Source organism: Pseudomonas sp. LG1E9, assembly GCF_003290225.1.
GTDB lineage: Bacteria > Pseudomonadota > Gammaproteobacteria > Pseudomonadales > Pseudomonadaceae > Aquipseudomonas > Aquipseudomonas cyclaminis.
In genome coordinates this window covers 2605104-2618398 of record NZ_CP029983.1, presented here as the reverse complement: position 1 = coordinate 2618398, position 13295 = coordinate 2605104, and the positions used below count along the sequence as shown (strand labels likewise).

Genomic DNA, 13295 nt, shown 5'->3' with positions numbered 1-13295 from the left:
ATGTCTATCGGCGAAAGCGGCTCGGCTACGGGCGCAAGTTCTACCTCACGACGCCTGGGCGCGGCCGTTCTAGGCTTGCTGCACAGCCACGTCGAACTGTTCGGCATCGAATTGCAGGAGCAGAAAGCACGCACCGTCAGCCTGCTGCTGTTTGCCGGCTTGGCCTTGGTGTTTGCCCTGTTATTGCTGGTGGGGTTGTCGACACTGGTGATGATCCTCGTCTGGGACACCGGCTACCGTCTGACCGGCATCATCTGCCTCTGCGTGTTCTACAGCCTGGCCGCCGCGTTCTGCGGGGTGCGCTTGAAAGCTGCGGTGTTCGATGAATCCACGCCCTTCCACGCCACGCTTGAAGAGCTGGCCAATGATCGGGAGCGCCTGCTGCCATGAGCCTGACTGAGATCCCGCACAACACTTCCCGTCGCGAAATGCGCAAGGCGCTGATCCGCCTGCGCATGGAAATGCACCGCCAGGAAATCCGTCACGAGTCCCAACAATTGATGGCACCGCTGCACAAAGTGCGCGACATGCGCCACAACTGGCAGGACAGCCTGGGTATCAAGCACGCGCCGCTGTGGGGCGTGGCGGCGGTGACGCTGATGGGTTTCTTTACCGGCAAGGGGGCCAAGGGCGGCAGTATCAGCAGCATCACCCGACTGGTGCGGCTGGGCGCCGGTTTGATCCCTCTGATCAAATTGGCGATGGCGGGGACTTCACGCAAAGGATAAGCCCTGCTGGCTGCATTCTTGCAAACAGAATCGGCCCGGCCTTCGTCATTGAAGGCCGGGCCTCTTTTTTTCGCTATCTCCCATAAGGAGGCCCTGTGATTGACGGGCAACCGCTCGCCTGCTTCCAGCCGTTTATCGACACTGCCACCGGACGCATTGCCGGCGTAGAGGCACTGGGACGCCTGCGCCAGGCCGACGGCAGCTTGCAGTCGGTGGGCCCGTTGTTCGCCGACCCGCGCACGCCAGGCACGACCTTGCGCCGCCTCGACCGGCAGCTGCGCGACAATGCCTTGAGCCGCCTGCATGAAGCGCCCCAAGACTGGTTTCTGAGCCTCAACATCTCCCCGCGCTGGATCAACCGATTGCGTCCGGGCCAGGCCCTGCCGAGTCTGAAACAAATCCACGCCCACGGGGTTGACCCGCAGCGCATCGTGTTCGAGATCACTGAACTGGGCGGTGATATCCAGCGCCTGGCCGATGTGGTCGCGCGGTATCGCCAGGCCGGTGCGCGCATCGCGATTGATGACTTCGGCGCGGGCTACTCCCAGCTTGACCGGGTACTGGCGTTGCAGCCGGATATCCTCAAGCTGGACATGCGCCTGTTCCAGGAAGCCGCCAAGGGCGGGCCGAGCAGTGATGTGGTGCGGGCACTGGCTCAGATGGCGGAAAAAACCGGCTGCTGGATCATTGCCGAAGGCGTGGAAACCGAGGCACAACTGAGCTTTGCCCTGGAATGCGGCTCGCGCTATGTACAAGGCTATCTGTTTGCCCAGGCACAGTTGGACTGGTTTGCCGCCGACGCTTTCGTACCGCGCTTTGCCCAACTGCGCACGACATACGTCCAGCAGAAACTGGCGGAGCGTGGGCGCATCATGCACCTGCGCCAGCAATTGACCGAGTTGATGAAAATCCTGCAAAGCTGGGCCCTGGGCCAGGCGCCGCTTGACCAGTTGCCGCAATTGCCGGATTTCCCCTGGCTGCTGCGTTTTTATCAGTGCGACCGGCATGGCACACAGCTCACACCCAACCTGGAATGGCGCCATGACGCCTGGCAAGCCGACAACCGTTACCTGGGCCACAACTGGTCGTGGCGCCCGTATTTCTACCACCTGCTGGCCGAAGGGTGGGACGAGCGGCGCCTGACGTTGTCCTCGACTTATCGCGACGCCACCACCAACCAGTATTGCCTCACCGCCGGACAATTCTTCGATAACGGTCAGCGCTTGCTGTTAATCGATATCGACGCGGCCGGGTTGTAGATTTTCGCTTGCCCCGCCAGGGCGGAACCGGGAAGCTGGGCGGGTCATTCACCGCACGGAGAGTACCCGCCTTGGATTGGCCTACCCTGCTTACCCGCGAACGGCTTGGAAAGCCCCTGCACAGCCCGGAAGAACTCGGCCGCAGCCCCTTTCACAAAGACCATGACCGCATTATTTTCTCCGGCGCGTTTCGCCGCCTGGGCCGCAAGACCCAAGTGCACCCGGTGTCCAGCAACGATCATATCCACACCCGCCTGACCCACTCCCTGGAAGTCAGTTGCGTGGGCCGCTCCCTCGGCATGCGCGTCGGCGAAACCCTGCGCAGCGCCCTGCCCGACTGGTGCGACCCGAGTGATCTGGGCATGGTGGTGCAATCGGCCTGCCTGGCCCACGACATCGGCAATCCGCCATTCGGGCATTCTGGGGAAGACGCTATCCGCCACTGGTTCCAACAGGCAGCCGGGCGCGGCTGGCTGGATGACATGAGCAGCGCCGAGCGCAATGACTTCCTCAATTTCGAAGGCAATGCCCAAGGTTTCCGGGTACTGACCCAGCTTGAATACCACCAGTTCGACGGCGGTACGCGGCTGACGTATGCCACCCTGGGCACTTACCTGAAATACCCCTGGACCGCTCGCCACGCCGACGCTCTGGGCTACAAGAAACACAAGTTCGGTTGCTACCAGAGCGAGCTGCCGATTCTCGAACAGATCGCCCACAAGCTCGGCCTGCCACAACTCGAAGAACAACGCTGGGCCCGTCACCCACTGGTCTATCTGATGGAAGCCGCGGATGACATCTGCTACGCCCTGATCGACCTGGAAGACGGCCTGGAAATGGATCTGCTGGAATACGCCGAAGTCGAGTCGCTGCTGCTTGATCTGGTGGGCGACGACCTGCCGCAGACCTATCGGCAACTCGGCCCCCAGGACTCGCGCCGACGCAAGCTGGCGATCCTGCGCGGCAAGGCCATCGAGCATTTGACCAACGCGGCGGCGAGAGCCTTCGTCGAACAGCAGGATGCCTTGCTGGCCGGCACCCTGCCCGGCGATCTGGTGGAGCATATGCACGGCCCGGCCAAACGCTGCGTGCTGGATGCCAAAGACATGGCGCGCAAGAAGATCTTCCAGGACAAACGCAAGACTTTGCATGAAATTGGCGCCTACACCACGCTGGAAATACTGCTGAACGCCTTTTGTGGCGCGGCATTGGAGCAGCATGGCGGGCGTACGCCGTCCTTCAAGAACCGGCGCATTCTCGATCTGCTGGGCAACAATGCGCCGAATCCTGCTTGGCCACTGCACGCCTCGTTCCTGCGCATGATCGACTTTATCGCCGGCATGACCGACAGCTATGCCACTGAGATGGCGCGGGAAATGACCGGGCGTTCAAGCCCTCAGTAACGTCATGCATCAAGTTGCCTGTTCCCTGAAGAGAATCGCCCTACGAAGGGAACAGAGCGGCCTGATCGAATTCGCACAAACACCCGAGGAATAATCGCGCACGCTCCGGGCGAATCTGGCGAACCGTTCTTGCGTGCCTCCCATCGACGCTTGACTCACCGTGTGCCTTCTATGCCCAAGTACCCCCTTCGGATCCTGTTGGTAGAGGATCACCCCTTTCAATTGCTCGCCACCCAATGCCTGCTCAAAAGCTTCGGCTTTGAGCATCTGACCCCGGCGGAAAACGCCGAACAGGCGATTCGCTTCATGACGCAGGCCGAGGCGCCCTTCGACATTATCCTGTGCGATCAGTGCCTGCCCGATCTGCCTGGGCTTGAACTGATTGAAATCGCCAGCCGCCGTGGCTTTATCAAGGCCGCCATCCTGCTCAGCGGGCTGCCCGTGACAGAACTTTCAACGCTGCAGGCCCTTGCGCTCAAACGGGGCCTGCCGTTGCTCGGCTACTTGCCGAAGCCATTAAACAAAGATGAACTTGCAGGTTTGACCCTGCCATTACTCACACTATAAATGTAGGACTTAAAACATATAAACCCGTCGAAAACTGCACGCATAACGTCCGCAAAATCCCTGGCACCACGATTCAGTTCACGCCCCTGCGAAATATAGGCTTTTCGCCCTACAACGCCTTATCAGCCGGTAGGCCTTTACCTTTTTTGATGTAGGAATTTTCCTGTTTTATACCTACTCCCCTTCAAGTTCATGCTCCTGCCTTAGCTTCTGAGCTAATGTGCCCGCTTTATTTGCACACGCATGGAATACGATCATGAACACAGTTTTTATTATTGATGACCACCCGGTTATAAGGCTCGCCATACGAATGTTGTTGGAACATGAAGAGAATTTCAAAGTCGTCGGCGAAACGGATAACGGGTGCGACGCCATCCAAATGGTCCGCGAATGCATGCCGGACCTGATCATCCTCGACATCAGCATTCCGAAACTCGATGGACTGGAAGTGCTGTGCCGGTTCAACGCCATGAACACCTCGATGAAAACCCTGGTGCTGACGGCTCAATCGCCCACCCTGTTTGCCACACGCTGCATGCGTTCAGGCGCCGATGGCTATGTGTGCAAGGAAGGCGACCTGAGTGAACTGATGAGCGCCATCCGTGCCGTCTTGTCAGGTTACAACTACTTCCCCAGCCAGGCCTTGAACACCAATGACGAAAGCGGCAAGGAGCTTGAACTGTTCAAGGCCGTTAACGATCGCGAGTTAATGGTATTGCAACTTTTCGCACAAGGTCGCACCAACAAGGAAATCGCCAAAGGCATGTTTCTGAGCAACAAAACAGTAAGCACCTACAAAAAGAGGTTAATGCAAAAACTTCAAGCCAAGTCTTTGGTAGAACTTATCGAGATGGCAAAACGAAACGCGCTAGTGTGAGAAAGCGGATGCCCAGCCGTATAAAGGACTATTTGATTATATTGAGTGCCGGTTTGTGCTTCAGCACTGCCGTGCCTGCAACCCCTCCAGCGAGCCCGGAACATTTCGACCTATTGAGTCGCGCAAACTCCATGCAACTGGAAACCCACCTGAACAAGGCCCAGCGCCAATGGCTCCAAAACAAACGGGAATTGGTGCTGGGAACGGCATACCCGGACTATCCGCCGTTTGACCTGACCTCCAGCGGGCACGACTACGAGGGACTCACCGCGGACTACGCCGGCCTCCTGGCCACGGCATTGGCCTTACCGATAAAGGTATTGCGCTACCCCTCCCGAGAAGCCGCCATTCGGGCCCTTGAAGCTGGGGATATCGATTTACTGGGCTCCTCCAACAGTTTTGAAGCGGCAAACCCCAACCTGACCCTGTCTGAGCCCTATGCCGCAGACCGGCCGGTGCTGGTGACCCGCGAAGGCGAGACCCGCAGCCTGAGCGACGGACTGGCCGGGATGCGTCTGGCACTGGTCTACCACTACCTGCCGCTGGGCGAGGTGGAGAAGCTGTACCCCAAGGCGATCATCCGCGCCTACCCCTCTTATCAAAACGCCTTGAATGCGGTGGCTTTCGACCAGGCAGACGTTTTTCTCGGCGATACCATCTCCACGCACTACATGATCAACAAGGGCTACCTGAAAAACATCCGCATGGCGAACTTCGGCAAACATGAAGCCTATGGATTCAGCTTTGCGATGCCCCAGGAGCAGCAAACCCTGTTGAGCATCGTCGACGCAGCACTGAGGGCCGTGCCTACCACCGAAAGGGAAGCGATCGCCAAGCGCTGGAGTGCCGGCAGCGACATCCTGTTGACCGACCAGAAGCTGCAACTGACGCAGCGCGAGGAACGCTGGCTCAGAGACAATCCGGTGGTCAAGGTGATCGTGAACCCCACCTTTGCGCCGCTGACGTTCTTCGATGCCGATGGCAATTTCCACGGCGTCACCGCCGACCTGCTGGAACTGATTCGCCTGCGCACCGGGCTGCGCTTCGAGATCCAGCGCGGGCAGGATGTGAACGCAATGATCGAAGACGTCGAGACAGGCAAAGCGGACATCATCGGGGCGATCATCCCGAGCGTCGAACGCGAGGCTCAAATCAACTTCAGCCGCCCTTACCTGGAAAACTCCTACGTAATGCTGACGCGCAAGGACGGCCAGGCACCCACAGGTCTGGAGGAAATGGAGGGCAAACGCCTGGCGATCACTCAGGGCAGCCCGCTGAAAAAATTCCTGCGCGAGCAGTTCCCAAAGATTCAACTGGTAGAAGCCGGTGACACCTTCAAGTCAGCCGAGATGCTCGTACAAGGCCATGTGGAGGGCGCCGTGAATACCCTGGTGGTCGCCAATTACTTTCTGACCTCGCAGATGTTCCAGGACAAGGTTCAAATCAGCTTCAGCATTGGCACCATGCCCGCCACCTTTGGATTGGCGACGTCACGCAGCGCCACGGAACTCAGCTCGATCCTCGACAAAGCCCTGCTCAGCATCGCCCCGGATGAGCTGGGGGTGATCAACAGTCGTTGGCGCGGCTATACCGCCGCCTCAGACAGTTACTGGCGTGACTATCACCAACTCATTGCACGCATCATCATCGGCACCGGGTTGCTGCTGCTGATTTCCCTGAGCTGGAACGCTTACATGCGCCGCCAGATCAGTCACCGGAAAATGGCCGAGCGCGCCCTCAATGATCAGTTCGAGTTCATGCGCGCACTGGTCAATGAAACCCCGCACCCGATCTATGTACGTGATAGCAGGGGGCTGCTGCAGACCTGCAATGACAGCTACCTGCAGGTGTTCGACGTCAAGCGCGAAGACGTGATAGGCAAAAGTGCGGTCCAGATCAGCACAGCCCTTGCAACGGAAGCGGCGCAATACCATGCCGACTATCAACGCGTGGTGGCCGAAGGCAAACCGATGATCCTGGACCGCCCCCTGCATATTCGCGGAAAAAAACTCACGATCTACCACTGGATCCTGCCGTACCGTGACTCGGTCGGTGAAGTTCAGGGCATCATCGGTGGCTGGATAGACATCAGTGAGCGACGCCAGCTGTTCGACGAACTTCGTACCGCCAAGGAACGAGCCGACGAAGCCAACCGGGCCAAGAGCACGTTCCTTGCGACCATGAGCCATGAAATCCGCACACCGATGAACGCGGTGATCGGCATGCTGGAACTGACCCTCAAGCGGGCGGACCAGGGCCACCTTGATCGCCCGGCCATCGAAGTGGCCTATAACTCAGCCAAAGATCTGCTGGAACTGATCGGCGACATCCTGGACATCGCGCGTATCGAATCCGGGCGCCTGAGCCTGGCACCGGAGCGCGTCAACCTGCGGGAAGTGATCGAGTCGGTGGTGCGTGTCTTCGACGGCCTGGCGCGTCAAAAGAGCCTCAGCCTGATGCTGGAGTTCACGCCAGACCTTGAAGACACTGAAGTCTTGATCGACCCACTGCGCTTCAAGCAGGTGCTGTCGAACCTGGTCAGCAATGCCATCAAGTTCACCGAGCGTGGCCAGGTAAAAATCAAGGTACAAGTCTTACCCACTGAGCTGGCGCAACAGGTCGAGATGAAACTGGTGGTGGAAGACACCGGCATCGGTATCAGCCGGGACGACCAGAAGCGCCTGTTCGAACCCTTTGCCCAGGCCGACAATTCCGGGCAACTGGCCAGGAGCGGCGCAGGCCTGGGGCTGGTGATCTGTCGCAGCCTGTGCGCCATGATGGGCGGGCAACTGAGCCTGAGCAGCGTGCCCATGGTGGGTACCCAAGTGCATGTGAGCCTGAGGATGACACGCCTGCAACCGGTGACGACGGCGGACGAACTCAAATCCGAGGCGCCTGCAAGCGCGACCGTGCTCAATGTGCTGGTGGTGGACGATCACCCGGCGAACCGTTTGCTGATGTGTCAGCAACTCGGTTTCCTGGGCCACCAGTTCACTGCCGCACAGAACGGGGCCACCGGTTTCCAGGCGTGGCGCCAGGAGCACTTCGATCTGGTGATCGCCGATTGCAACATGCCCATCATGAACGGCTACGAGTTGAGTCGCTCAATCCGCGAATATGAACAACGCGAACACCTGAAGCCCTGCGTCGTGCTGGGCTTCACCGCCAATGCACAGCCCGAGGAGAAGCACCGCTGCGCAGAAGCAGGCATGAACGACTGCCTGTTCAAACCCATTAGCCTCACGGCGCTGGAACGGCAACTGGCAAAGATCAGTCCGCAACCCACCCACATGATCCTGGACCTCGGCAATTTCGAGAACCTTACCGGTGGCGACCCGCACATGAGCCGTCGCTTGCTGGAAGAGCTACTGAAAAGCAGCCGTCAGGATCGCCAAGAGTTGGTCGCACTGATGGCTGCGCAGGCCCCGGCCCAGAACATCATCGAACAGGCTCACAAGATCAAGGGCGCTGCCCGCATCGTTCAAGCCAGTACGCTGGCCTCGCACTGCGAAGCCCTTGAACAGACCTGTGCCCACGGCGATGAACGACATCTGATCAATGCGGGTGTGAAATCCCTGGAAAAGCTGATGCTGGAGATGGAGAGGATGCTGCAGGTGCAGCTTGACAGGATGGAGGGTCAATAAGGGGGCGTGCTACGCCCCCCCCTGCTTGATCAGCAGTCGGTCAAGCGCAGGAAGATTGCCGCCAGATGTTCGATTCCCGCCTGGTCCTGAGGGGTAAAGCGGGCCAGCAAGGGGCTATCGAGGTCGAGGACGCCAATCAACTTGCCGTCCTTGACCAGTGGCACCACCAGTTCGCTGTTGGACGCGCTGTCACAAGCGATATGCCCGGGGAACGCGTGCACATCTTCCACCCGTTGGGTTTGCCGCGAGGCCGCAGCGGCACCGCAGACCCCTCGGCCAAACGGAATACGCACACACGCGATCTGCCCCTGGAATGGGCCGAGTACCAGCTCTTCATTGCGGTTAAGGTAAAAGCCGGCCCAGTTCAGGTCATCCAACTGGCTAAACAGGAAAGCGGAAAACTGCGCGCTGTTGGCAATGAAATCGCGTTCATCCGCCAGCAGCGACTCCAACTGGGCACACAGCAGGGCATAGCCACCGAGACCGGTGCCGGCTTGTTGTAAATCGATCATGGTTGACGCTCCAATAATTTGAGGCCCACCCAATAACGGGCGAATTGATACGCGCAACGGCCGTTGCGGTTGCCGCGCCCGGTCGCCCAGCGCACGGCCAGAATGTCGAGGGCTTCATCGCGCTGCCACTGCAAACCCGCCTTGTTCGCCAGCTCACCGATCCAGTGCTCGACCACATCCAGGTAATGCTCCTGGGTGAACGGGTAGAACGACAGCCACAAGCCAAAACGGTCGGACAGGGCAATCTTGTCTTCCACCGCCTCACTGGGGTGCAGTTCGCCATCCACGCGCTTCCAGTTGTCGTTGTCGCTCTGGTTTTCCGGCACCAAGTGACGGCGGTTGGACGTGGCATACAGCAGCACGTTTTCAGGCGCCTGTTCCAGGGAGCCATCCAGTACGCTCTTGAGTACCCGGTAGTCGCCCTCGCCGGCCTCGAACGACAGGTCGTCACAAAACAGGATGAAACGCTGCGGCAGCTTGAGCAGTTGCTCAACCACACGGGGCAAGTCGGCCAGGTGGTCACGCTCGATTTCGATCAGGCGCAAACCGGCCTCGGCATGTTGGGCGAGCAACGCGCGCACCATGGACGATTTACCAGTACCGCGCGAACCCCACAGCAACGCATGGTTGGCGGGCAGCCCATCCAGAAACTGCTGAGTGTTGCGCGCCAGTGTTTCACGTTGCTTGTCCACGCCAATCAGGTCGGACAGGCGCATGTCCAGGCTCACATCCAGGGGCAACAGGAAACCACTGCGGCCTTCACGCTGCCAACGGGCGGCCAGGCAATGGTTCCAGTCGATGGCTTGGCGTGGCGCGGGCAACAAGGGTTCCAGACGAGCGAGCACTGCATCGGCCCGCTCCAGAAAGGCATTCAATCGAGAGTCCACGATTATTCCTCTGGCAAGTTCTTGTAAAAGATGGCGTATTGGCAACCCTGCGACAGACCGCTTGGGGCTGCGTAAAAAACGATTTATGCCGGGCAAGCCTGAGCCTGTGGATGTTCAGCTATGCTTGCCGGGCGAAGGGAAACGTGAAGTGGTTCAACACTCGATGGATATCAAATTCGCCCACCGCTTGTCTTTTAAACAAGCCAGATTGACTGTGCTGGTCGGTTTCGTCTTGGGAACCTTGCTCAGCCTGATCCAAATCGGCATTGATTATGCCAGTGAAGACGCATCCATCAACCGTGAAATACGCTCGCTGATCGAAATCAGCCATAACCCGGCGTCACGTATTGCCTACAACATCGATGCCGAACTGGCCCAGGAGCTGACCCGCGGCCTGTTGCACTCCCCAGCCATCATTCGCGCGCAGTTGATCGACAACAACGGCGTGGTACTCGCCGATGTCGACCGGCCACGCAAGGAAAGCACTTACCGGCCTATCAGTGACTTCATGTTTGGCGCCAACCGCCAGTTCGAAGATCAACTGTTCCTGAGCCACATGCCCAACGAGTCACTGGGCGTACTACGTCTGGATGTCGACACCTACGCTTTTGGCAGCCGGTTCCTACGCCGCGCCGAGATCACCCTGCTCAACGGATTTGCCCGCAGCCTGCTGCTGACCGGGATTCTGCTGGGCCTGTTCTATGTGATGCTGACTCAACCGCTGGTGCGCATTATCCGTGAACTGAGCACCCGCAAGCAGGCCCGCCTGGATTGCCCGCCGGGGCATGAGCACGATGAAATCGGCGTGTTGGTGAATGTCGCCAACCAGCAATTCGAAAACATGGAAACCGAAATCCAGCAACGCCGTCACGCCGAAGACCGATTGACGGAATACCTGGGGCAACTGGAGGACATCGTCTCCGCTCGCACCCTCGAACTCAAGGCCAGCAACCAGCGCCTGACCCAGACCAACAATGAGCTCGAAGCGGCAAAGATGAATGCATTGGCCATGGCTCAGGCCCGGGCGGCTTTCCTCGCAAACATGAGCCACGAAATCCGCACCCCACTCAACGGCCTGCTGGGCATGATCGCGCTGTCGCTGGACAGCCCGCTGAACGCCGAGCAACGCCAGCAACTGTCTATCGCCCACGACTCGGGCAAAGTGCTGGTGGAATTGCTCAACGATATTCTCGACCTGTCCAAGTTTGATGCCGGGCAGTTGGAGCTGGAGCGCATCCCGTTCGACCTCGGCGCGCTGGTGGAAGACACCGCGAACCTCTTGTCACAGAACGCAGCGCCGAGCGTGGAACTGACGTGCCTGATCGACCCGCAGTTTCCGGCCCAGGTACTGGGCGACCCGACCCGTGTGCGGCAGATTGTCAGCAACTTACTGTCCAACGCCCTCAAGTTCACACGCTTCGGTCGCGTTGATGTGCGCCTGCACACCCACGACGGCGGCGTGCGTATTGAAGTCTGCGATACCGGCATCGGCATTGCGCAGGATGCCCAGGTGAAGATCTTCCAACCGTTCACCCAGGCCGGTGCCGGTATCACTCGCCAGTTTGGCGGGACGGGCCTGGGTCTGGCGCTGACCCACAACCTCTGTGAAGCCATGAAGGGACGGTTGAGTATCAGCTCGGAGGTGGGCTTTGGCAGCCAATTCTGCGCAGACCTGCCGCTGCCCACCCATTTGCCCGCCGTGCAGCCGCCGCCGCTGAGCGGCCAGGTCATCGCCATCACCAGCGCTGGCGGCGGCCTGACGGAGTTGCTCACCACACTGCTGCCCAGTTGGGGGCTGACACCGCGTTGTTTCACCATGGATGACGATTTGAGCGGGCAAACGCCTGACCTGCTTATTACCGATTGCCCGGAATGCCTGTTCCGCATACGGCCGGGCATTACCGCACCCATTTTGCTGGTGACGGCCTATGGCAATTTCATGCCCAGCGAGGAAGTGGCAGCGCTGGTACCCCTGCACCAACAGGCGCGTCCTTTGAGCCGCACCGCGCTGTATCAGATCCTGCTGCGCAACATGCACAGAGGCACGCAGTTGATCCTTGATCCGATCCAGCTGGATGCCGCCCCCCTCGCGCATCGCGCGCGCATCCTGCTGGTGGAGGACAACCCGGTCAATCAACTGGTGGCCAAGGGCATGCTCAGCAAACTGGGCTGCGAGGTGATTGTGGCGCCCCATGGCGGCGAAGCGCTCAAACTCCTCGAAGAGCAACCCTTCGACCTGGTGCTGATGGACTGCAACATGCCGGTGATGGATGGCTATGAAGCCAGCCGACAGATTCGCCGCAGCGGGCGCTGGCCGGACCTGCCGATTGTCGCGTTGACCGCCAACGCCCTGTCCGAGGAGCGCGAGCGGTGCCGTGCGGCGGGCATGAATGACTACCTGGCCAAACCGTTCCGCCGCGAAGAACTCAATGCCCTGCTGGACCTGTGGGTGCCTCGGACGACAACGCTCTGATCTGCACCAGCAACTGATCCAGACCGTCACGCAAGGCGTCAGCCTGGTTCAGGTCAACCCCACTGGCGCACAGCAACCGGGTTTTCAGGGCGAGGGTCTGATCACGCAGCTGTACGCCGCTGTCACTCAGGCTCAGGTGAACCTCCCGCTCATCCTGGGCACTGCGCCGGCGCCGCACCAGCGCAAGTTGCTCCAGACGCTTGAGCAAGGGCGTCAACGTACCCGAGTCGAGCATCAGGCGTTCGCCCAGGGCTTTGACTGTTGGTTGCGACGTTGGCGTGTCGTGCCACTCCCACAACACCAGCATCACCACATATTGCGGATAGGTCAGGCCCAATTGGTCGAGCATCGGCTTATAGGCGCGTGTAACAGCCCTGGAAGCAGCGTAGAGCTTGAAACACAGCTGGTTGTCCAGGGCCAGGGACACGGCGGGCGGCTGGATCATTTGAGCAGGGCTTCGATCTCTTGGGTCAGGTCCTGCGGCTTGGTGGTGGGGCCAAAGCGCTTGACCACCTGGCCGTCGCGGCCGATGAGGAACTTGGTGAAGTTCCACTTGATGCCTTTGGAACCCAGCAGGCCCGGCGCCTGTTTTTTCAGTTGCACGAACAGTGGATGGGCATCGCTGCCATTCACGTCGATCTTCTTGAACAACGGGAAGCTGACACCGAAATTCAGCTCGCAGAATTCTGAGATCGCACCTTCGTCACCCGGCTCCTGCTTGCCGAACTGGTTGCAGGGAAAGCCCAGCACCACCAAGCCCTGATCCTTGTATTGCTGCCAAAGCTGTTCCAGCCCCTTGTACTGCGGGGTGAAACCACACTTGCTGGCAGTGTTGACCACCAGCACGGCCTTGCCGGCGAAATCGGCCAAGGTCTTTTGCTCACCTTTGATGGTGGTGCAAGGGATGCTCAGCAGGTTGTCGCTCATGGCAGTGCCTCAAGAAAA

Annotated in this window: 12 protein-coding genes; 8 read left to right on the top strand and 4 right to left on the bottom strand. The window is 59.5% G+C overall.

Annotated elements, in window-relative coordinates; genetic code table 11:
• The 7 genes from DNK50_RS12340 to DNK50_RS12310 all read left to right on the top strand — a co-directional run bounded on the left by DNK50_RS12340 (position 1) and on the right by DNK50_RS12310 (position 8478).
• On the top strand, positions 1–390 hold the full coding sequence (locus DNK50_RS12340; RefSeq protein ID WP_099586785.1) for a phage holin family protein: 390 nt from the start codon (positions 1–3) through the stop codon (positions 388–390).
• Positions 387–728 carry a hypothetical protein gene (locus tag DNK50_RS12335; protein ID WP_099586786.1) on the top strand — a complete coding sequence of 114 codons (342 nt, stop codon included), beginning with the start codon at positions 387–389 and terminating at the stop codon, positions 726–728. Before DNK50_RS12340 ends, DNK50_RS12335 begins: the two co-directional genes overlap by 4 nt.
• A gap of 95 nt (positions 729–823) precedes the next feature.
• Positions 824–1987: an EAL domain-containing protein gene (locus DNK50_RS12330; RefSeq protein WP_099586787.1), complete on the top strand. Its 1164-nt coding sequence runs from the start codon at positions 824–826 to the stop codon at positions 1985–1987.
• Positions 1988–2058: 71 nt separating this feature from the next.
• Positions 2059–3390 (top strand): deoxyguanosinetriphosphate triphosphohydrolase, encoded by a 1332-nt coding sequence (locus tag DNK50_RS12325; RefSeq protein WP_099586788.1) that lies wholly within the window; start codon positions 2059–2061, stop codon positions 3388–3390.
• 171 nt (positions 3391–3561) lie between these two features.
• Complete coding sequence (locus tag DNK50_RS12320) at positions 3562–3957, top strand: response regulator (protein WP_099586789.1); 396 nt, start codon at positions 3562–3564, stop codon at positions 3955–3957.
• Between the two features lie 256 nt (positions 3958–4213).
• On the top strand, positions 4214–4834 hold the full coding sequence (locus tag DNK50_RS12315) for a response regulator transcription factor (RefSeq protein ID WP_099586790.1): 621 nt from the start codon (positions 4214–4216) through the stop codon (positions 4832–4834).
• An 8-nt stretch (positions 4835–4842) separates the two neighbouring features.
• Positions 4843–8478, top strand: coding sequence for a transporter substrate-binding domain-containing protein (locus tag DNK50_RS12310; protein ID WP_112194269.1), 3636 nt, complete (start codon positions 4843–4845; stop codon positions 8476–8478).
• 29 nt (positions 8479–8507) lie between these two features.
• Here the strand turns inward: DNK50_RS12310 and DNK50_RS12305 are convergent, their stop codons facing one another.
• Both DNK50_RS12305 and DNK50_RS12300 read right to left on the bottom strand, forming a co-directional pair.
• Positions 8508–8990 carry a GAF domain-containing protein gene (locus tag DNK50_RS12305; protein ID WP_112194267.1) on the bottom strand — a complete coding sequence of 161 codons (483 nt, stop codon included), beginning with the start codon at positions 8988–8990 and terminating at the stop codon, positions 8508–8510.
• Positions 8987–9877 carry an ATP-binding protein gene (locus tag DNK50_RS12300; RefSeq protein WP_112194265.1) on the bottom strand — a complete coding sequence of 297 codons (891 nt, stop codon included), beginning with the start codon at positions 9875–9877 and terminating at the stop codon, positions 8987–8989. Before DNK50_RS12300 ends, DNK50_RS12305 begins: the two co-directional genes overlap by 4 nt.
• Before the next feature lie 163 nt (positions 9878–10040).
• Between DNK50_RS12300 and DNK50_RS12295 the strand changes: the two genes are divergently transcribed.
• Positions 10041–12350, top strand: a complete 2310-nt coding sequence (locus tag DNK50_RS12295) for a response regulator (protein ID WP_112194263.1) — start codon at positions 10041–10043, stop codon at positions 12348–12350.
• Here DNK50_RS12295 and DNK50_RS12290 read toward each other — a convergent pair.
• Positions 12304–12795, bottom strand: a complete 492-nt coding sequence (locus DNK50_RS12290; RefSeq protein WP_112194261.1) for a MarR family winged helix-turn-helix transcriptional regulator — start codon at positions 12793–12795, stop codon at positions 12304–12306. The genes DNK50_RS12295 and DNK50_RS12290 overlap by 47 nt on opposite strands.
• Positions 12792–13277, bottom strand: a complete 486-nt coding sequence (locus DNK50_RS12285; RefSeq protein ID WP_099586796.1) for a glutathione peroxidase — start codon at positions 13275–13277, stop codon at positions 12792–12794. Before DNK50_RS12285 ends, DNK50_RS12290 begins: the two co-directional genes overlap by 4 nt.
• Positions 13278–13295: the final 18 nt, after the last annotated feature.